The sequence below is a fragment of the Lentzea sp. NPDC055074 genome (genome assembly GCF_053608005.1).
In genome coordinates, this window is the sequence record NZ_JBSGUQ010000009.1 from 204,962 (window position 1) to 226,464 (window position 21,503).

Annotated in this window: 10 protein-coding genes and 1 tRNA gene; 9 read left to right on the top strand and 2 right to left on the bottom strand. The window is 71.3% G+C overall.

Going from position 1 to position 21,503, the window contains the following annotated elements:
- The first annotated feature begins 11 nt into the window (after positions 1–11).
- A complete protein-coding gene (locus tag ACWF7A_RS22260; protein ID WP_452252382.1) occupies positions 12–752 on the top strand; it encodes an inositol monophosphatase family protein in 741 nt (246 codons plus the stop codon).
- Between the two features lie 108 nt (positions 753–860).
- On the opposite strand, the gene ACWF7A_RS22265 is transcribed toward ACWF7A_RS22260, so the two are convergent.
- Positions 861–933 (bottom strand) — tRNA-Gln (locus tag ACWF7A_RS22265).
- A 300-nt stretch (positions 934–1,233) separates the two neighbouring features.
- On the opposite strand from ACWF7A_RS22265, the gene ACWF7A_RS22270 reads away from it, so the two are divergent.
- From ACWF7A_RS22270 to ACWF7A_RS22305, 8 genes are all read left to right on the top strand, one after another.
- Positions 1,234–2,775, top strand: coding sequence for a glycoside hydrolase family 13 protein (locus ACWF7A_RS22270; RefSeq protein WP_452252383.1), 1,542 nt, complete (start codon positions 1,234–1,236; stop codon positions 2,773–2,775).
- Between the two features lie 91 nt (positions 2,776–2,866).
- A complete protein-coding gene (locus ACWF7A_RS22275) occupies positions 2,867–6,331 on the top strand; it encodes a DUF4132 domain-containing protein (RefSeq protein ID WP_452252384.1) in 3,465 nt (1,154 codons plus the stop codon).
- Positions 6,332–6,420: 89 nt separating this feature from the next.
- Positions 6,421–10,167 carry a DUF4132 domain-containing protein gene (locus ACWF7A_RS22280; RefSeq protein ID WP_452252385.1) on the top strand — a complete coding sequence of 1,249 codons (3,747 nt, stop codon included), beginning with the start codon at positions 6,421–6,423 and terminating at the stop codon, positions 10,165–10,167.
- Positions 10,168–10,283: 116 nt separating this feature from the next.
- On the top strand, positions 10,284–13,907 hold the full coding sequence (locus ACWF7A_RS22285) for a WGR and DUF4132 domain-containing protein (RefSeq protein WP_452252386.1): 3,624 nt from the start codon (positions 10,284–10,286) through the stop codon (positions 13,905–13,907).
- Positions 13,904–14,974 carry an ATP-binding protein gene (locus ACWF7A_RS22290; protein ID WP_452252387.1) on the top strand — a complete coding sequence of 357 codons (1,071 nt, stop codon included), beginning with the start codon at positions 13,904–13,906 and terminating at the stop codon, positions 14,972–14,974. The genes ACWF7A_RS22285 and ACWF7A_RS22290 overlap by 4 nt, the downstream gene beginning before the upstream one ends.
- The gene (locus ACWF7A_RS22295) at positions 14,932–17,175 is read left to right on the top strand and encodes a DUF5682 family protein (RefSeq protein ID WP_452252388.1); all 2,244 of its coding nucleotides are present in this window, start codon (positions 14,932–14,934) and stop codon (positions 17,173–17,175) included. The genes ACWF7A_RS22290 and ACWF7A_RS22295 overlap by 43 nt, the downstream gene beginning before the upstream one ends.
- Positions 17,172–18,275, top strand: coding sequence for a VWA domain-containing protein (locus tag ACWF7A_RS22300; protein WP_452252389.1), 1,104 nt, complete (start codon positions 17,172–17,174; stop codon positions 18,273–18,275). The genes ACWF7A_RS22295 and ACWF7A_RS22300 overlap by 4 nt, the downstream gene beginning before the upstream one ends.
- Positions 18,272–20,077 (top strand): SWIM zinc finger family protein, encoded by a 1,806-nt coding sequence (locus ACWF7A_RS22305; protein WP_452252390.1) that lies wholly within the window; start codon positions 18,272–18,274, stop codon positions 20,075–20,077. Before ACWF7A_RS22300 ends, ACWF7A_RS22305 begins: the two co-directional genes overlap by 4 nt.
- Before the next feature lie 102 nt (positions 20,078–20,179).
- Here ACWF7A_RS22305 and ACWF7A_RS22310 read toward each other — a convergent pair whose 3' ends face one another.
- On the bottom strand, positions 20,180–21,493 hold the full coding sequence (locus ACWF7A_RS22310) for a BTAD domain-containing putative transcriptional regulator (RefSeq protein WP_452252391.1): 1,314 nt from the start codon (positions 21,491–21,493) through the stop codon (positions 20,180–20,182).
- Positions 21,494–21,503: the final 10 nt, after the last annotated feature.

A 21,503-nucleotide genomic window follows, 5' to 3' on the forward strand; every position in this document is an offset into this window, starting at 1 on the left:
GCTTCGCGATCATGTGGACCGACATGCGGCTGGCGTTGGACATCTGTTGCCGGGCAGCGAAGGTGGCGAGACGGGCGTTCGACGCGGGCGACCCCGAGAGGTGGCTCAAGGAGGACGGCAGCGAGGTCACCGCGACCGATCTGGAGGTCGAGGACCTGGTGCGCCGGTTGCTCGCGGACGCGGTGCCCGAGGACGGCGTGCTGGGCGAGGAACGTCCGGAGCGCGAGGGAACCTCGGGCCGGCGGTGGCTGGTCGACCCGATCAGCGGCACCGCGGACTTCGTGGCCGGACGGCCGACGTACTCGGTGGACCTGGCACTGGAGAACGCGCTGGCGGTGTCCGCGATGCCGTCGCTGGACATCACGATGGCAGCGGGGCGGGGCATCGGCTGCCGGGTTTTCCGCGATGAGCGCGAAGAAGTAGCTCGCGTGTCCTCGCATGGCACCGTCAGCTGTGCACGGGTGTGTTTGCACGGCAAGAGGAAACCGGCGTTGGAGCCCTGCGTCGTCGTGGACGGCGCCACGTCGGTGCTGGACCTTGTCACGGGCCGGGTGGACGCGGTGATCGCGGCGGGAGCGGGCCTCGACGAGTTCGACCTGGCGTGCCTGCCGGTGCTCGTGGAGGAGGCGGGCGGCCGCGTGACGGTGGTCGAGGAGGACGTCGTGCTGGCCACCAACGGTGTGCTGCACGACGCCTTCCTCGCCCTCCTGGTCGCGCGTCCTGGTGTCGAACCAGGCATCCCGGGCTCATGAGGCCTGGGTGATCGCCGGATCCCGCGCGCTGGAGTGACCGACCGGACTCGCACCGGCTTCGACCAGGACCACAACCTGGTGCCTCGACTGCTTCGGCTTCGGTCACGGCTGCCCGTCGAGGACTCGAACCTCGATCTCCGCGTTCAGAGCGCGGTGTCCGTGCCAATTGGACCAACGGGCATCAAAAAAGCCGCCTCGTCGCTCGGTGCGACGGGACGGCTCCCCGGAGACATGAGTCAGTTCATGCCGAGGAGCACCAGACGTGCTGATGGCGCATGTGTTGCATCACAGCTGGCTCCTTTCTCCGGTGCGTCGCGGTCCACTCTGACGGATGACCGCAGGGTGCCGCAACGCATTTCCCGGGCTTGCAAAAGTTTGCAGAAGGACGCGGTTCCATCCAGTAATCCTCAAGCCGACTTGCGGAAAACTTTTGCAACGTCTTTCCTGTACCGCTGACACACCCCATCGGAAGGCAAGGGACATGTCTTACGACTGGTGGCGCCACGCCGTCATCTACCAGGTCTACGTGCGCAGCTTCGCCGACTCGGACGGCGACGGCGTCGGTGACCTGCCGGGCATCCGCTCACGCCTGCCGTACCTGCGCGACCTCGGTGTCGACGCGGTCTGGATCACGCCGTTCTACGCCTCGCCGATGGCGGACGGCGGCTACGACGTCGCGGACTACCGCGCGGTAGACCCGCAGTTCGGCGGACTCGACGACGTGCGCGCGTTGGTGGACGACGCGCACGGGCTCGGCATTCGAGTGATCGTCGACATCGTGCCGAACCACACCTCGGACCAGCACGCGTGGTTCCAGGAGGCGCTGGCCGGAAACGGCCGTGAGCGCTACATGTTCCGCGAGGGTGTCGGGGACCAGCCGCCCAACGACTGGGAGTCGGTCTTCGGCGGCCCGGCGTGGACGCGGGTGGCCGACGGGTCCTGGTACCTGCACCTGTTCGCGCCGGAGCAGCCGGACCTGAACTGGGAGCTGCCCGAGGTGCGCGAGGAGTTCCTCGACGTGCTGCGGTTCTGGCTGGACCTGGGCGTCGACGGGTTCCGGGTGGACGTGGCGCACGGCATGGTGAAGGCGCCGGGGCTGCCCGACATCGGCCACGCCGACCAGCTCAAGCTGCTGGGCACGGAGCCGTTGCCGTTCTTCGACCAGGACGGTGTGCACGAGATCCACCGCGAGTGGCGCGCCGTCGTGGACACCTACCCCGGCGAACGGGTGCTCGTCGCGGAGGCCTGGACGCCGTCGGCCGAGCGGACGGCGATGTACCTGCGTCCCGACGAGATGCACCAGGCGTTCAACTTCCACTACCTGTCCGCGGACTGGACCTTCGACGCGGTGCGGTCGGTCATCGACTCGTCGCTCGCCGCGGTCGAACCCGTTGGGGCGCCTACCACCTGGGTGCTGTCGAACCATGACGTGCAACGGCACGTGACGCGGTACGGCGGCGGGGAGACCGGTGTCCGCCGTGCGCGCGCCGCACTCGCGTTGATGCTCGCGTTGCCGGGATCGGTGTACCTGTACCAGGGCGAGGAGCTCGGGCTGCCCGAGGTGCTGGACCTGCCGGACGAGGTGTTGCAGGACCCGATGTGGGAGCGGTCCGGGCACACCGAGCGCGGTCGTGACGGATGCCGTGTTCCGTTGCCGTGGGCGGCTTCCGGGCCGTCGTTCGGGTTCGGCACCGGTGGGTCGTGGCTGCCGCAGCCCGCGGACTGGGCGAAGCTCAGCGTGGAGACCCAGGCGGGCGACCAGGACTCGATGCTGTCCTTCTACCGCAACGCTTTGCGCGTGCGGCGCGAGTTCCCCGCGCGGGGTGCGGGCCTGACGTGGACCGACGCCCCGGACGGCGTCCTGCGGTTCGAACGCGACGGGCTCGCGTGCGCGGTGAACCTGTCCGAGGCGGTCGTCGAGCTGCCGGATCCGGGTTCGGTGCTGCTCGCTTCGTCGTACTACGGAGTGCGCGACGGACTGCTGCTCCTGCCGCCCGACACAGCGCTGTGGTGGAAGCTCTGACCAGCGATTTCACTTGATCGACTAAAACTGTCAGACCCCCTGGGTACGGTCCGAGGACATCAGTTCCGGGTCGTGTTCGGGGGGTCTCGTGGTGGGCAGGTGGGAGCTCGTCTCCGGTGGTTCGGCGAAGTTCTGGGAGGTCGAGCGGGCGGGTGCCGTGGTCACCGTCCGGTTCGGACGGCTCGGCGCGGCCGGGCAGACCCAGGGCAAGGAGCTGCCGTCGGAGGCCGCCGCCGAGGCGCACGTCGCGAAGCTGGTGGCGGACAAGGAGAAGAAGGGCTACCTGAGCGTCTCCGCCGCCGCTGCTCCCGCTGTGTCCACGCCTGCGCCGTCCGAGGAGACGTGGGTGATGCCCGCGCTCCGGATGCGGGACGTGGTGCGTCGTCGTGGCCTCGACCCGTTGCCGCGCTTCGCGGTGGACTCCGCTCGCGTGCGGGAGTTCCGCGAGTGGGTTCCCGCGGGCGGCGCCGCGATCGCCGAGGTGCTGGCCGACGAGAGATCGGACGCCGGCGTCGTGCACGCGTTGCGGGAGCAGCTCGCCGGGCGGCCCAGCCACCTGGGCGCGGCGGCGCTCGCGAAGGTCGCCCAGCTGCACAAGGCCACGGTGCACTGGTTGGTCGCGGAGTACGGTCTGCCGTTCGCGGCCGCGGCCGTGCTGGACGTCTGCACGCTCTTCCTCGGCGGCTACCGCAACTCGCGCACCGACCGGACCTTCAACGCCTACCTGAGCCCGTTCCCCGATCACCAGGTCGACCCGTCCTCCCGGGACGGGAAGTCCCTGCTCCTGCTGCGCTCGGCTCTCGCCGTCGCGGACGCGGCCACCCACGAGGCCACCGTCGCCGAGCTGGAGGAGGTCGGCGCCACACGGTTCGGCCGCGTGGCGCGGGCGTTCCTCGTTCCCTCCCGGCACGACTGGTTCGAGGAGGCGAACGCCGACTCGCCCGGTTCTCCGTCCAACTGGATGACGTTGTGCTCGGTGAGCACGCTGCAGCAGCTCACCGATCTGAAGCACCGCTGGGTCACCTGGTCTCCTCTCACAACGCACACCGCGTTGCACGTGCTGGGGCCCGCGATCGCGCCGTTCCTCGCCGAGGAGATCGACGTACCCGCTCTCGACGTGGACCGCCGCAAGGTCGCGCTGAAGCTGCTCGCCACCCTGCCGACGGACGAGGCGTTCACGCTCCTGCTCGACCGCCGCCAGGAGAAGTTCGTGCTGCCCTCACTGCTGGCCGCGATGGCGGAGTTCCCGCTGCGAGCGGCCCGGTTGCTGGGATCGCGCGCGGCCGAACCCGACGTCCTGGGTTTGCTGCGCGCCCACCTGTCGACGCATCCGGCTCTGGAGGTGCCCGAGGCCGCCTCCGCACTGCTCGCCGAGGTCGAGGCGCAGCGCGTCCCGGAAGCCCCGGCGTCCGCGCTGCCCGGGCTGCTGGCCACCCCGCCGTGGGCGCACCGGCGTCCGCAGCCGAAACCCGTGGTGCTGAAGGACGTCCCGACGCCGGGCCCGAGCCTGTCGTGGCTGCCGGGCGAACGCGACGAGTGGCTGGCGATCCGGGGCTACGACGGCACTGTCAACTCCCGTCAGGGCTGGGAGACCCTGGCCTCCTGGATCGGTTCCGGCGGGAACCGGGACTACGACAACAGGCTCTTCGAGGCCGGCCCGGAGGACCTGGCTCGCCCGTTGCTCGCCCAGTGGACCCCCAGCGACACCTGGAACAGCGAGAACTGGGGCAGGCGCATCGTCGCCCGGTACGAGCTGGAGGCCCTGCCCCCGTTGCTGCGGCTCGCGGCGCGCCACCCGCACGGCGCGGGCGTGGCGCTGCTCCCGTACGCCACCGCCGAGGTGGCCGCGCAGATGGCCGACTGGTTGACGCGCCTCAAATCCGCCCGCGCGCACGCCACCGCCTGGCTGGACCGGCACCGCGAGACGGCCGCGCTCCTCCTGCTGGCGCCCGCCCTGGGCCCGGCGGGCCCGGCACGCCGCAACGCGGAGGCAGCCCTTCGCCACCTCGGCCACGAGACCGGTGTCGACGTCACCGCCGTCGCCACGTCCGTCAGCGAGAAGGCGGGCGCGGCGATCCGCACGCTGATCGAGATCGACCCGCTGGACGCCCTTCCCGCGAAGCTCCCGGAGATAGGCGAGTGGGCCGACCCGCGCCTGCTCCCCCAGGTGCTGCTGCACGACCGCACCGCCGCGTTGCCCGCGCAGGCCGTCTCCCACCTCCTGATGACCGCGGCACTGTCCAAACCGGATGCCCTCTACCCCGGCCTTCCGCTCGCCGTCGAGGCGTGCGACCGCGAGTCGCTGGCGGAGTTCGGCTGGGCGCTCTTCGGTCGCTGGCAGGCCATGGGCGCGCCGCCCGCGGACGGCTGGGTGCTGCCCGCGCTCGGCTGGTTCGGCGACGACGAGACGGTGCGCCGCCTCGCACCGCTCATCCGCGCCTGGCCCGGCGAGAACGCGCACGCCAAGGCCGTGACGGGTCTGGACGTGCTCGCCCAGATCGGCACCGAGGTGGCGCTCACCCACCTGAACGGCATCGCGGACAGGGTGAAGTTCAAGGCCCTCAAGGCCCACGCCCAAGAGAAGGTCGCCACCATCGCCGCGACCCTCGGCCTGTCCCGCGACCAGCTGTCCGACCGCCTGATCCCCCGCCTGGGCCTCGACGACCCCACGACCCTGGTGATCGACTACGGCCCGCGCCAGTTCACCGTGGGCTTCGACGAACAGCTCAAACCCCACGTCCTCGACCAGGACGGCAAGCGCCGCACCGACCTCCCCAAACCAGGAGCGAAGGACGACCAGGACCTAGCTCCGGCCGAACACAAGCGCTTCACAGAGCTGAAGAAGGCCGTCCGCACGGTCGCGTCCGACCAGATCCACCGCCTCGAAGGCGCGATGACGGCCGGCCGCACCTGGACGGCCACCGAGTTCCACACCGTCCTGGCCGACCACCCCCTCCTCTGGCACGTGGTCCGCCGCCTGGTCTGGATCACCGACGAGGGCAGCACCTTCCGCCTGGCAGAAGACCGCACCCTGGCCACTCCCGAGGACGAGGAGTTCAGCCTCCCCGAGAAAGCCGCAGTCCGAGTGGCGCACCCGGTAGACCTCACCGGCACCCTGCCGGCTTGGGGCGAGATCTTCGCCGACTACGAGATCCTCCAACCCTTCCCCCAGCTGGGCCGCCCGGTCCACGCCTTCCTCCCGGACGAGGACACGGTCCCCCAACTCCAGAAGTACGTGGGCCGGCCGGCACCGGTGGGCAAGGTCCTGGGCCTGGCCAAACGGGGCTGGGTGCGCGGCGCCCCCCAGGACGCGGGAGTCGAGGAGTGGATCACCCGCCCCCTGCCGTCCGGCGGCGCCGTGGTGGCCTGCCTGGACCCCGGCATCGCGATAGGCGCGATCGACGTCTACCCCGAGGTGAAGTTCAGCGCCCTGTACTACTCCGAGGACGGCACCGGCCACTGGTCGCCCCCGCGAGACGGCGGCCCGAGCACCTTCGCGGTGGACCGGGTCACCGCCTCGGAGCTCATCTCGGAACTCGAATCACTGCACGCGTGACAGCGGGAACGGTTGATCGACGTCCGACGTCAGATCGGCTCGGCGCGGTCACCGCCAACACACTCGGATCGAACAGCAGGGAGCAGTCAGTGCGCAGGTGGGAGCTCGTCTCGGGCAGCGCGGCGAAGTTCTGGGAGGTCAGCCAAAGCGAGGCCGCGGTCACCGTCCGCTTCGGACGGATCGGCACACAGGGCCAGACCCAGACCAAGGACCTGGCCTCCGCAGAGGCCGCGAAGGCGCACGTGGCGAAGCTAGTGGCGGAGAAGGAGAAGAAGGGCTACCGAGCAGTCGCCTCCACCCAACCCAAGACAGTCGCGCCCACCGCAACCCGGCCCGAGGCAGCCGCCCCCACAACAACCCGGCCCAAGGCAGCCGCCCTCACCACCCAGCCCGGGGCAGCCGCGTCAGCCGCCACCCAAGCCGAGGCGACGGCGTCGGCATCCAGCCAGTCCGGGGTCGCTCCCTCGGCCGCCACCCAGGTCGCCGCCCCGCCCACCACCACGCCTCTCGGCGGCGGCCGACCCGCCGCTTCTCCCGCCGGCATGGCCCATCCCGCCAGCACGGCCCGGCCCGCCAACACTCCCGCCGCTGCTCCCTCGACCGTCACCCCGGGAACCGCCACCCAGCCCTCTGCGATCGACGAAGACGCCTGGGCCATGCCCAAGTCCTGGCTCCGCGACGTGATCCGCCAACGCGGCTTCCACCCGGCCCCGGAGTTCACCGTCAACACCGCGCTGGCCGAAGAAGCCAGGCGCAAAGCCGCCGAACAGAAGAACACGACGATCGAACTCGTCCTGTCCGAACAGACCTCCGACCCGGACCTGGTGCGAGCGACCCGCGACCACCTTGCCGGTCCCCCGAACCCCGTCGGCGCGGCGGCCGTCGCAGCGATCACCACCACCGGCGAGCAGTCGGTGCACGCCTGGACAGCCGACCACGGCCTGCTGTTCGCGACGGAAGCCACGATCGAGTTCACCAGGCTGGTCAGCGCCCGCTCGTGGCATTCGCGGCACCAGGAGTACGGCGCCGAACGCCTCACCGCCTACGGCAGCTACCTCCACATCAACCTCGACAACATCGAGGGCAGGATGCTGAAGACGATCCGCTACGCGCTGGCCGTCGCGGACGACGCCACGCGAGACGCGGTCGAAGCCTTCCTGACCAGGCTCGGCGAACGCGACGAGTCCAACGCGAGGCTGGTGCGGGCGTACCTGATGCCGGGCCGGCCCGACTGGTTCGACGAGGCGTGCCAGAGCCCGAACTCGAACCACCGCTGGTGGGTGCTCCCCTGCAGCGCCACCACCTTCGAGGAGTTCGAGCAGACGCGGACGTCGCTGTCCAACAGCAGCGTCGTCCTGCACACGGCGGTCTACGTGCTGGGCCCGGCGGTCGCGCCGTTGCTCGCGACCGCGCTCGACCACCAGTACCAGCGCTCGGACCGCCGCAAGCAGGTGCTGAAGGTCCTCTCGGCGCTGCCCACCGACGAGGCGTTCACCATCCTGCTCGACCGGATCGACACCAAGTACGTGCGCCCAGCGGTGCTGTCGATGATGAACGCGTTCCCGACGCGGGCGGCCCGGTTGCTGGCAGAACGCTCTGCCAACGCCGAACTGCGGCAGCTGCTCAGCGTGCACCTCAGGACCTACCCGCACCTGGAGACGCCTGCCGGGTTCGTCGAGGTCGAGACCGTCGTGGTGCCGGAGGCGCCGGCCGAGGCGTTGCCGCCGGTGCTGGCCTCGCCGCCGTGGCTCAACCGGAAGCCGCCGGTGAAGCCGGTGGTCGTGCCCGACCTGCCGGTGCCCGACTCGTCCATCACGTGGCTGCCGGGTGAGCGGGAGGAGTGGCTGAGGGACGGCCACTGGGACACCCACCCCTACAAGACCTGGCAGCACTGGCTGGCCGAGTTCAACGCGGGCCGGATCGGTTACCGCATGGCCGACCTGCTCATCGGGGCGCCCGAGGAGGAGGTGCGGCACCTGCTCGCGGACTGGCAGCCGAACCTCGGCTGGAGCGCGGAGACGGCGGGCAAGCGGCTGGCGGCGAAGTTCGGATTCGACGCGCTGCCGCCGCTGCTGCGCATCGCCGAGCGGAACGCGGGCACCGCCGTGATCCTGCTGCCGTTCGCCACGCCCGAGGTGGCGGCGTTGATGGTGGACTGGCTGGTGCGGCTCAAGCAGGTGCGCAAGATCGCGCTGAGCTGGCTCGGCCGGCACCGCGAGCAGGCCGCGCGCCTCCTCGTTCCCGCCGCCCTGGGCAAGGCCGGGGCCGAGCGCCGCAACGCCGAGACCGCGATCCGTCACCTGCACTCGCTCGGCGTGGACGTCGTGGCGCTCGCCCCGAACCCGGCCGCGGCCGCCGCCCTCGAGTCGTTCCTGGCCGTCGACCCGGTCGACGTGCTGCCCGCCAAGCTGCCGGTGATCGGCGAGTGGGCCGACACCCGCCTCCTGCCGCAGGTGCTGCTGGCGGACCGCAAGCATGCCCTGGACGCCGAAGCGGCGAAGCACCTGCTGATGACGGCCGCCCTGTCCAAGCCGGGCGACGTCTACGCCGGGCTGCCGATCGCCCGCGAGGCGCTCGACCCCGGTTCGCTGGCGGAGTTCGCGTGGGCCGTCTTCCAGCGCTGGCAGGAGATCGGCGCGCCGTCGAAGGAGGGCTGGGCGCTGACCGCGCTCGGCTGGTTCGGTGACGACTCGACGGTCCGCGCGCTGTCCCCGCTGATCCGCGTCTGGCCCGGCGAGAGCCAGCACGCCCGCGCCGTGACGGGCCTCGACGTCCTCGCCGACATCGGCACCGAGGTCGCGCTGTCCCACCTCAACAGCATCGCCGAGAAGGTGAAGTTCAAGGGCCTCAAGACGAAGGCCCAGGAGAAGGTCACCCAGATCGCCGACGAGCTGGGCCTGTCCCGCGACCAGCTGGCCGACCGCCTGGTGCCCCGCCTCGGCCTCGACGACGCCGCCAGCCTCGTGATCGACTACGGCCCGCGCCAGTTCACCGTCGGCTTCGACGAGCAGCTCAAGCCCTACGTCCTCGACCCGGACGGCAAGCGCCGCAAGGACCTCCCGAAGCCCGCCGCGAAGGACGACCAGGACCAGGCCCCGCTGGAGCACAAGCGGTTCACGGCCCTGAAGAAGGACGTCCGCACCATCGCGTCCGACCAGATCCAGCGTCTCGAACGCGCCATGGTCGACCAGCGCACCTGGACCACCGAGGAGTTCAACACTGTCCTGGCAGGCCACCCGCTGCTGTGGCACATCGGCCGCCGCCTGGTGTGGATCACAGCCGACGGCGAGTCCTTCCGCCTGGCCGAGGACCGCACGCTCGCCGACTCCGGCGACGACGAGTTCACGCTCCCCGAGGCCACGACCGTCCGGGTGGCACACCCAGTCGACCTCCAGGGCGCGATGGAGGCCTGGGGCGAGGTCTTCGCCGACTACGAGATCCTCCAGCCCTTCCCCCAGTTGGGCCGCCCGCTGCACCTGGTGGGGCAGGGCGAGGACCTGCTGCCGCACCTGAAGAAGTACTGCGACGCGGACCTCCCGGTCGGCAAGATCCTCAGCCTCACCAAGAAGGGCTGGGTCCGGGGCGAGCCCCAGGACGGCGGCGTGGAGTGCTGGATCACCCGCCCGCTGCCCACCGGCGGCGCCCTGGTCGCCTCGCTCGACCCCGGCATCGCGGTGGGCGCGATCGACGTCTTCCCCGAGGTCAAGTTCACCGAGCTGTGGTTCTCCGAAGACGGGTACGGCTACTGGTCCTCCCAGCGCAGCGCGACGGAGAAGCTCAGCACCGACCCCATCACGGCCTCGGAAGTGCTGTCCGAACTGGAGTCACTGCGGTAGCAAGCCGCGAGACAGGGGGTCTGAACAGCTCTTCGAGCTCACCGTGAAGAATTGTCAGACCCCCTGGGTAACGTCCGTGCACAACAACTCCCTTGTGTGGCCCAGGAGGTAACGCAGTGCGCAGGTGGGAACTCGTCGCGGACGGCTCCGCGAAGTTCTGGGAGATCGAGCAGGACGGCGCCGCGGTGACCGTCCGGTTCGGACGGCTCGGCACCACGGGCCAGACCCAGACCAAGGAGCTGGCCTCCGCCGAGGCAGCCACCGCGCACGTCGCGAAACTGGTGGCGGAGAAGGAGAAGAAGGGCTACAGCCCGGAAGGCACGCCGGCCGAGCCCGCGGTCGCGGCACCCGCGGTCGCGGCACCCGCTGCTGACTTAACCGCTGCTGCCTCACCCGCTGCTGCCTCACCCGCTGCTGCCTCACCGGCGGTCGCATCACCCGCCGATCGACCCGCCGCCGCTGCGGCCACCGACGATCCGTCCGGCATCGCCTCCGCCACCGACCCCACCCCCGCGCCCGCCATCGACGAACACACCTGGGTCCTTCCCAAGGCCTGGGCTCGCGACGCGGTCCGCCAACGCGGCTTCGACCCGGCCCCGGAGTTCACCCTCGACCCCGCCAAGGCCGACCAGGCCCGCCGGCTGATCCTCGACCAGGCCGAGGCCGTCGAACGCGGTCTCACCGCCAAGGGCTCGAACGCTGAGCTGGTGAGCGCGGCCCGCGAACACCTCGCCGGCACCCCGAACCCCGTCGGCGCCGCGGCCGTCGCGGCCATCACGAAGCCGGGCGCCAACGCGGTGCACGCCTGGATCGCCGACCACGGCCTGGCCTTCGCCACCGCGGCGGTGGTCGAGCTCGCGAACCTCGCGTTCGCCGACCAGTGGGACCAGAAGCGCGGCAAGTGGACCGGCGTCTGCCTGCAGCACGACACCAACTTCCAGACCTCGATCGGCGAACCGGAAGGCCTGATGCTCACGGCCGTCCGCTACGCGATCGCGGTCGCGCCGGACGAGGAGCGCGCCGCCGCCGAGCAGACGCTGGAGAAGCTCGGCGAGTCGAAGACCCACCACGAGCTCCGGTCCTTCCTGATGCCGGAGCGGGCGGACTGGTTCACCCAGGTCCGCAAGCAGAACTACACGTCGAGCCGGTGGTGGATGCTGCCGAGCAGCGCTCGCAGCCTCGAGGACTTCAAGAAGGCCGACGAGTCGATCACGAGGTCGGCGTTCCTGCTGTACACGGCGGTGTACGTGCTGGGGCCGTCCGTTGCGCCGTTGCTCGCCGAGGAGCTCGACTCCGACAGCTACTACCAGCGGACGGGAGGCCGGAAGCAGGCGTTGAACGTCCTCGCGTCGTTGCCGACCGACGAGGCGTTCACGATCCTGCTCGACCGGCTGGACGGGAAGTACGTGCGGTCCGCCGTGGTGTCCGCGATGTCCGCGTTCCCCGAGAGGGCGGCGCGGCTGCTGTCCGAGCGCGTGTCGGCGAGCGCCGGCGCACGCAAGCTCCTGCACGCTCACCTGCTCTCGAACCCCCAGCTCACGGTGCCCGACGAGGTCGCCGCGGTGCTCGCCGAGTCCGGCCTGGTGATCATGCCTGACGCGAGCCAGGAGCAGCTGCCGCCGTTGCTGGCCTCACCGCCGTGGCTGCACCGCAAGAAGGCGGTGAAGCCCGTGGTGATCCCCGGCCTCACGGCGCCGGCGCCCGAGGTCAGCTGGCTTCCCGGTGAGCACGACGAGTGGCTCGCGTCCGGCACGGAGTGGATCCAGGACCACCACGACTGGCGCAAGCTGCTCAAGGAGTACAAGGCCGGCACGATCGGCTCCTACGACAACGACCTGTTCCTCCTCGCCCCCGACGACGCGGTGCGGCACCTGCTCGCGGACTGGCAACCGAACTACAGCTACGGCGTCGAGGAGTGGGGCAAGAACCTGGCCGCGCGGTTCGGCGTCGACGCCGCGCCCGCGCTGGTCCGGCACGTCCAGTCCTCCCCTGCGGGGACGGGTGTGGTGCTGCTGCCGTTCGCCACCGTCGAGGTGGCCACGCAGATGGCCGACTGGTTCGCCCGCACCAAGCAGCCGCGCCGGTGGGGTCTCGAGTGGCTGGCCCGGCACCGCGAGCAGGCGGCCCGTCTCCTGATCCCGGCGGCCGCGGACAAGGCGGGCGCTCCCCGCCGCAACGCCGAGGCGGCGTTGCGGCACCTGAACAACACGCTCGGCGTCGACGTGGCCGCCGTCGCCCGGGAGTGCGGTGCCGAGGCGGCGATCGACCTCGTGCTGTCGGTCGACCCGGTCGACGTGCTGCCCGCGAAGCTGTCGGCGATCGGCGTGTGGGCCGACACCCGTCTGCTGCCGCAGGTCCTGCTGGCCGACCGCAAGCACGCCCTGTCCCGGCAGGCCGCGGCGCACCTGCTGATGACGGCGGCGCTGTCGAAGCCGGGCGAGCTCTACGCCGGGCTGCCGCTCGTCCGCGAGGCGCTCGACCGGGACTCGCTGGCGGCGTTCGCCTGGGAGGTGTTCCAGGCCTGGGACGAGGCGGGGGCGCCGTCGAAGGAGAGCTGGGCGCTGAACGCGCTGGGCTGGTTCGGCGACGATTCGACGGTGCGCGCGCTGTCACCGTTGATCCGCAGCTGGCCGGGCGAGAGCCAGCACGCACGTGCGGTGTCGGGTCTCGACGTGCTCGCCGACATCGGCACTGAGGTCGCCCTCTCGCACCTGAACAGCATCGCCGAGAAGGTGTCCTTCAAGGGGCTCAAGGCGAAGGCCCAGGAGAAGGTCGCCCAGATCGCGGCGGAGCTCGGCCTGTCCCGCGACCAGCTGTCGGACCGGCTGGTCCCGCGCCTGGGCCTGGACGACGCCGCGACGCTGGTGATCGACTACGGCCCGCGGCAGTTCACCGTGGGCTTCGACGAGCAGCTCAAGCCGTTCGTGCTGGACCCGGACGGCAAGCGCCGCAAGGACCTGCCGAAGCCCGGCGCGAAGGACGACCAGGACCAGGCACCGTTGGAGCACAAGCGGTTCACGGCGCTGAAGAAGGACGTCCGCACCATCGCGTCGGACCAGATCCAGCGGCTGGAACGCGCCATGGTCGACCAGCGGACGTGGTCCGCCGAGGAGTTCCTGACGGTGCTCGCGGCCCATCCGCTGCTGTGGCACCTGGTCCGCCGCCTGGTGTGGATCACCGACGAGGGCGAGTCCTTCCGTCTGGCCGAGGACCGCACGTTCGCCGACGCGGAAGACGACGAGTTCACGCTGCCCGACACCGCGACGGTCCGCGTGGCGCACGCGGTCGACCTGCGGGCCACGTCGGCGGCGTGGGGCGAGGTCTTCGCCGACTACGAGATCCTCCAGCCGTTCCCGCAGCTGGGCCGCCCGGTCCACCTCCTCTCGGCCCCCGAGGACCTGCTGCCCCGCCTCAAGAAGTACTGCGACACCCCGTACCCGATCGGCAAGATCCTCGGCCTGACCAAGAAGGGCTGGGTCCGCGGCACACCGCAGGACGCGGGCGTCGAGTGCTGGATCACCCGGCCGTTCCCGGACGGCGGCGCGCTCGTGGCATCGCTCGAACCGGGCATCGCGGTGGGCGCCATGGACGTCTTCCCCGAGGTCGGTTTCAGCGACGTCTGGTTCTCGCCCAGCGGGCACGGCACGTGGTCCGCCCCGAAGGGCGCGCCCACCACCTACGAGATCGACCCGATCACGCTCTCCGAGCTCTTCTCCGAACTGGAGTCCCTGCAGTCATGACCAGCACCCAGACGATGCAGCGTCCTCCCGCCGAGGTCCGCTACGCCGACGAGCTCGCACGCCTGCGGGACACCGACACCGCGCCCAAGCCTCCGGGCTGGGCGCTGAGCCTCGACGCCGCGCGCAAGTTCGTGGTGGGCGACGAGAACCGGGGCATCACCAAGAAGTTCGTGGGCGACCCGTCCCTCGTGGACCGGGCGCTGGTCACGCTCGCGACGAGCCGCGGCCTGATGCTCGTCGGCGAGCCGGGCACGGCGAAGTCGCTGCTGTCCGAGCTGATCGCGGCGGCGGTGTGCGGCGAGTCGACGCTGACGATCCAGGGCGGCGCGGCCACGACCGAGGACCAGATCAAGTACTCGTGGAACTACGCGCTGCTGGTCGCCGAGGGCCCGTCGCCGCGCTCGCTCGTGCCCGCGCCGATGTTGCGGGGCATGGCCGAGGGCAAGATCGTGCGGTTCGAGGAGATCACCCGCTGCCCGCTCGAGGTGCAGGACTGCATGCTGTCGATGCTGTCCGACCGCGTGATGGCGATCGGCGAGCTGAACGGCCCGGACGGCATGGTGTTCGCGCAGGACGGGTTCAACGTGATCGCCACGGCGAACACGCGGGACAGGGGTGTCAACGAGATGAGCGCCGCGCTCAAGCGGCGGTTCAACTTCGAGACGGTGTTCCCGATCGCGGACTTCGACACCGAGCTCGCGCTGGTCGAGCAGGAGTCGGCGAAGCTGCTGGAACGCTCCGGCGTGGAGCTCGCGCCGAGGCGCGACGTGCTGGAGGTCCTGGTCCGCACGTTCCGCGACCTGCGCGAGGGCGGCGACAGGCTCACGACGGTGATGAGCACGGCCGAGGCGGTCTCGGTGGCGCACGCGGTCGGGCTGCGAGGCTGGTTCCTGCGCGGTGAGGTCGGCTCGGCGGCCGATGTCGTCGAGTGCCTCGCGGGCACGGCGGCGAAGGACAACGCGGAGGACCTGGCGCGGCTGCGGCGTTACCTGGAACAGCACGCGTCGCGGCGCAAGGGCAAGCAGTGGCAGGAGCTGCACCGCGCCCGGCACCTGCTGCCCGGCTGATGGGGGCCGTCTTCGTCGGCGTCCGCCACCACAGTCCCGCCTGTGCCCGGCTGGTCGCCGCCACGATCGCAGAACAGCAGCCCGCGTACGTGCTCATCGAGGGTCCCGCCGACTTCAACGAGCGCATCGACGAGCTGCTGCTCGGGCACGAGCTGCCTGTCGCGTTGTTCAGCTACTCCGACCAGCACGCGTCGTGGTCGCCGTTCTGCGACTACTCGCCGGAGTGGGTGGCGATCACCGAGGCGCGCCGGTGCGGCGCGGAGGTCAGGTTCATCGACCTGCCCGCGTGGCACGAGGCGTTCCGCGACGTGAGCAACAGGTACGCGGACGCGGAGCTGCGCTACACCGAGGTCGTCGACCGGCTGTGCAAGGAGTTCTCGGTCGACAACGTCGACGTGCTGTGGGACCACCTCTTCGAGTGCGAGACCGAGCCGAAGGGCATGGCCGAGTACTTCGACCTGCTGCGCGGCACGGCCACCGCGGACGAGGGCGACTCGGCGCGGGAGGAGTACATGGCGCGCTGGGTGCGGGCGGCGGTGCACGACGCGGGCGACCGGCCCGTGGTCGTGATCACCGGCGGCTTCCACACGGCCGCGCTCAAGGCCCAGCTCGACGGCGGTACCGAGTGGCCCGAGGTGCCGGAACGCGAACGGGGCGCGAGCTATCTCGTGCCGTACTCGCACGCACGGCTGGACGCCTTCACGGGCTACCAGTCGGGCATGCCGTCGCCCGGCTACTACCAGCAGGTCTGGGAGTCCGGGGCGCAACGGGCGGCGGACTGGCTGGTCGAGTCGGTGGCGACGCGGCTGCGCAAGCGGCAGCAGCCGGTGTCGACGGCCGACCTGATCGCGGCGCACACCCAGGCCGGTGCGCTGGCGCGGTTGCGCGGGCACGAGAACCTGGCGCGCACGGACGTGCTCGACGGGCTGACGAGCGCGTTGATCTCCGAGGACCTGTCGCAGCCGCCGCCGTGGACGCGGCGCGGCACGCTGCAGCCCGGCGCGCACCCGGCGCTGGTCGAGATGCTCGGGGCGTTGCGGGGCGGCAAGGTCGGCCGGCTGCACCCGAGCACGCCCGCGCCGCCGCTGGTGAACGCGGTGCAGGAACTGCTGCGGATGCACGGGCTCGACCAGGAGGGCAAGGTCGCGCTCGACCTGACGGACCCGGAGGCGTTGGAGCGCAGCCGGATCCTGCACCGCCTGCGGGTGCTGCGGATTCCCGGCTTCGAGCGCACGAGCGGTCCGTCCGAGGGGGCGCAGCCGAAGCTCGACGAGCAGTGGACGCTCCGGCCGGCCGCGGAACGGCTGGCAGCGTTGATCGAGGCCGCCGAGAACGGTGCCACGCTGGAGGAAGCGGCCGGGGTTGCTCTGGAACGCCGGTCCCGGCACGCGCAGCTCGAGGAACTGGCCGCGATTCTGTTCGACGCGGTGCTCTGCGGGATCTCGGCGTTGTCCGGCAGGGTGAAGCAGTCGCTCAACGAGGGCGTGCGGGACACGGGTGACCTGGCGGCGCTCGGCCACGTGCTGAGCGGTGTGCTCGGGTTGTGGCGGCACGACAGGTTGTTCGGCACCAGGAAGGACCCGCTGCTGGGCTCGGTGATCGACGTGGGCACGGCGCGGGTGCTGTGGCTGGTCGAGGGCCTGCACGGCGGCCCGGCCCCGGCCGACCCGCACCGGCTGAAGGCGATGGCGGCGACCAGGGACGCGGTGCTGCACGCCCGGTCCGCGCTCTCCCTGGACGTCGCGGACGTCGCGGGCGTGGCGACGCGGGTGAGCAACGACGTGCAGGCGCCGCCGGACCTGCGCGGAGCGGCGCTCGGCCTCGCGTGGACGCTCGGCACCCAGCCGGACGTCCGCAAGATCCGCGCCGTCGAGGCGCTCGGCGACTGGCTCACCGGGTTGTTCGCGGTGGCGCGGGAAGAGGTGCTGGCGAGTCCGGACCTCGTCGGGGTGCTCGACGAGCTGGTCAGCGCGATGGACTCCGACGAGTTCCTGGTGGCACTGCCCTCGTTGCGGCTCGCCTTCAGCTACTTCCCGCCCCGGGAGAGGGAGACCATCGCGGCCACCGTCCTCGCGCACCGCGGTGTCGAGGGCAGTGCGAAGGGCGTCACCCGCCTGACCGCCGACCCGCTGAACGTGGCGGAGGCGATGGCGATCGAGAAGCGCGTGGACGCGTTGCTGGTGAAGGGCGGGCTGGCATGACGGACCTGGAACGCTGGCGGCTGATCCTCGGCGAGCCGGCGTCGGGCTGCACCGGAGGTCTCCAGGGCGCCGCGGCCCGGCAGGACGCGGCACTGGAGTGGCTCTACGGGCGTGATCCGGGCCTGGCCGAACGCGGCGTGCGCAAGGGCGGCAGCGAGGACTCGGTGCTGAACACCGTCGACTGGCTGGACGAGGTGCACACCCTCTTCCCGAAGGAGACGATCGAGCGGCTGGAGCGCGACGCGGTCGAGCGGTACGAGATCACCGACGTCGTCACGGATCCCGAGGTGCTGCAACGGATCGAGCCGAACCCGGCGTTGCTGCGCGCGGTGCTGCGGACCAAGCACCTGATGAACCCGGCCGTGCTCGCGATGGCGCGCAAGATCGTCGAGGCGGTCGTGAAGCAGTTGATGGAGAAGCTGAAGACGGAGGTGCGCACGGCGTTCAGCGGCACGAGGTCGCGGCGGCCGAGCATCCACAAGAACTCGCGCAACTTCGACTTCCGCTCGACGATCAAGGCGAACCTCCAGCGCTACCAGCCGGAGGAGCGCAAGCTCGCGATCGAGCACCCGAAGTTCGTCTCACGCACGAAGCGGAACCTGGAGCAGTGGCAGGTGATCCTGCTGGTGGACCAGTCCGGGTCGATGACCAGCTCGGTGATCCACTCGGCCGTGACGGCGGCGTGCCTGTGGGGGCTGCCGGGCCTGCGCACGCACCTCGTCGCGTTCGACACCAACGTGGTCGATCTGACCTCGGACGTGACGGACCCGGTGGAGCTGCTGATGAAGGTGCAGCTGGGCGGCGGCACGGACATCGCGAAAGCGGTGGCGTACGGCGCCGAGCTCGTGGACAGTCCGCGCCGGTCGATCGTGGCGATCATCAGCGACTTCTACGAGGGCGGCAGTGAGGAGCGTCTGGTCCGCACGGTCAAGGGCCTGTGCGAGCAGGGCACCCACGTGCTGGGCCTGGCGGCGCTGGACGACGAGGCGAACCCGGACTACGACAGGGCTCTGGGCCAGCGCCTCGCGAACGTCGGCGCCCACGTCGGCGCGATGACCCCCGGCCAGCTAGCGGAATTCGTTGCGGAGAAACTCAGGTGACCAGACCAGACCTGATGGCACTGACCCCGGACGCGCTGGCGGCGCTGGCGAACCGCGGTCTGGTGAAACGCGCCGTCAAGGAGATGGACGCGGGCACCGTCCCGGCGCTCGACGTCGACCCGTCCGGTGCCGTCCAGGGCAAGTTCCCGGACGGCACCACGACCACGTTGGCGCCGGGCACGACCCTCGACGCGACACAGTGCACCTGTGGCGCGGCAGGCGTCTGCCGGCACCGCATCGCGGTGGTCCTGACCTACCAGCAGACCCAGGAAGCCGGCGCTCCCGCCGAACTGTGGTCGCCGGGAGCCGTGACGGACGCGGACCTGGTGGCGCTCATGGGCGACCGCACACTCCGCCGCGCCCGCAGGGCACACCAGGCCGGCTACCGGGCCAAGCTCCGCCGCCCGACCCAGCAAGACCAGACGGCACAGGCGGAGCTCCCCACCTGCACGGTCACGTTCCTGGTGCCGGGCGACCTCTCCTACGTCCACACCGACGCGGTGAACAAGGACGAGGCGACAGCGTTGGCGGTGTGGGCGTTCCGCGAGGCGGACGAGCAAGGCGCCGACACGATCGACGTGGGCGGATCCCCCACCACGGCAACAGATCTGACCGCGGTGACCGACCTGCTCGACCAACTGCTCCTGGACGGTGTCACGAACGCGAGCGAGGTGCTCGACGTCGCCTGGCAACGCCTGCACCGCGACCTGACAGCACAACGCCTGCACTGGCCGGCGGCGGTGATCACCGACCTGCTGGCGCACCTGACCGCGTACCGCAAACGCAGCGCCGACTACGAGGCAGAACAGTTCGCGGCCCTGCTGACCGAACTGCACGCCCGCACCACCGCCACCGGCCCGCGCGCCGAGATCCTGGGTCCGGACGAGCCGGCGGAAACGCCGCTCAAACGCGTCCGCCTGACCGCACTGGGAGCCCGCCTCCGCGCGGAGAACGCGGTCGACGTCTACTTCGCCTCGGGCGACGTGGTGCTGGTGCAACGCGACACTCCCCTGCGCACCGGCCAACGCCTGGCAGCGTCGAACGTGGTCTCCGAGTCGGCGACGCGCAGCGCGAGCCGCGCGGTGACCCTCAAGACCAGCCGGGTGGCCAAGACCTCGCTCACGCCGGTGGGCACGGCCTGGGACCACCTGCCCCAGGCCCTGGTGATCGAAGACTACGAAGCAGCCGCCGCCCACCTGGCCGACCTGCCGCCCCGCCAGGTGAGGGCGAGGGTGGAGGCAGAGCTGGTCCGCGCACTGCGGGTGGCCGAGGTGTCCGACCTCGCCTACGACCCGGCCGCACAACGCCTGACCGCGACCCTGCACAGTCCCACCGGCACAACGTGCCTGTTGCAGACGACTCACCGAGCAGTGGCCCCGAACTCCTTGGACGCACTGGTCACAGCACTACGGGCGGCCCCGACGACGATCACAGGCACAGTCCGCCGCCACCGAGGCACGCTGGTGCTGGACCCGCTGGCGGTCCAGACGCCGACAGGCGTGGTCGTGCCCGACCTGGCAACGGACACGACGCCCCAACCCCTCCCGCCGGGCACCGCCACCTCTGATCCGCTCAGCTCGACGGCGGACAGCGCCCTGACAGTGCTGGCCGAGGCCGGCCACCGCGGCCTGGACCACCTGACCGCGGGCCTGCTCACCCGAGCCCGCGAGGTGGCCGTCACCCTGCACAACGCGGGCCTGCGCACGGCGGCGACCCACCTGACGGCGTTCGCCGACGCCCCGTCCGCGGCCACCTGGCTGACGGCACACCTGCGATTACTGGTGACGGCCGACGCCCGCTGACACCCTGTGGACAACCGGGGAACCAAATCCGGGGTTCGCGCGTTGCGTCAGGTGGAATCGCGCGGAGGAGCGGTGGGCACCGCGGTTCGTGCTGGAAAGGCATCAGCCCACAGCACGTACGGCGCCGAGCACGGTCCGCCCCACCGGCCCCATCCGCTCTGGCCCCGCCCCCACCGATGACCCAGCCACCGACGACCCAGCCACCGACGACCCAGCCACCGACGACCCAGCCACCACCGACGAGGTCGGATCGATGCGCTGTGACAGCACGTAGTCCTCGGCCGCCTCCGCCACCCGCCCGAGCCGTTCCAGCACGAACCCCCGCAGGTAGGCGGCACGAGCCGCACCCCACCCGCCCAGCGCGATGCCCCGGCCGTAGGCGTCCAGCGCCTCCTCCAGCCGGCCGCTCGCGGCCAGCGCGTCGCCCTGCAGAGCCCACGTCCTGTCGTCACCGGGGCTGAGCTCGACCAGCTCGGCCGCGTACCCGGCGGCGCGCTGCCCGAGGCCGACGGTGAGGTGGGTCCGCACGAGGAACGCGTGCAGGGCGTAGGCCTCGTCGGCCCAGGCGAGGCGGTCCAGGTCGGTGGCCGGGGTGATCGCGGTCAGCGATTCGAGTGCCCGGCCCAGGAGGCGGTGCGTTTCGGCGATGTCGCGGCACACGAACGGGACCGCGGCGATGGCGCGGTGCAGGCGTGCCCGGTTCAGCAGACCCGCGAAGCCGTTCTGCGGCAGCTCGGACGAGGCCTTGGTCGCCAGTGCGGCCGCGGCCTGCAGGGAGGTGGAGTCCGCGCCTCGGGCCGCGTTGCGGAAGACCACGAACAACGCCAGGTCGCGTCGGGTCTCGGGTGGGAGGCCGGATCTGGCTCCCCGCAACGCCATCGCCTCCACGGCGGAGGACGGGAGATGACAGCGCAGCACGGCGAGCTGTTCGGGGGCCAGGTCCGGGGAGAGCACGTGTTTGCGCGGGTCGATGACGGTCAGGCCGATCACCGAGGCCGCGCGCTGCGGGTAGCCGAGGCGCAGCAACAGGTCGCAGGCCAGGCGGCGTTCGGCTGGGCGCAGGGAGCCGAGGGCTCGTTCGTGGACTCGCCACCACAGTTCGGAGGCGAGGTCGACCGGGAAGGTCGTCATGTCCTGGCCCGCGCCGTCGAGGCGGCCCCAGCTGGCGGCGGTCAGCAGGCGCAGCTGGGCCGAGGGCGGGGGTTCGAAGCGCGGGACGGCTGCCGACGTCCCGGTCACGAACGCGCCGGCCATGGCGTGGGTGATGCGCGCGTGCAGTGCGGAGGCCGGTGCGGGCGCGGCCAGGCCGGCGTAGACGTGGCAGGCCACGGGGACGCCCGCGGTGCGCAGAGCACGCAGGCGGACGGCCAGTGCTCGGGGACTCGGGTCGGTGCGGTACCGCGGCATCGCGGACATGCGGGCCTCC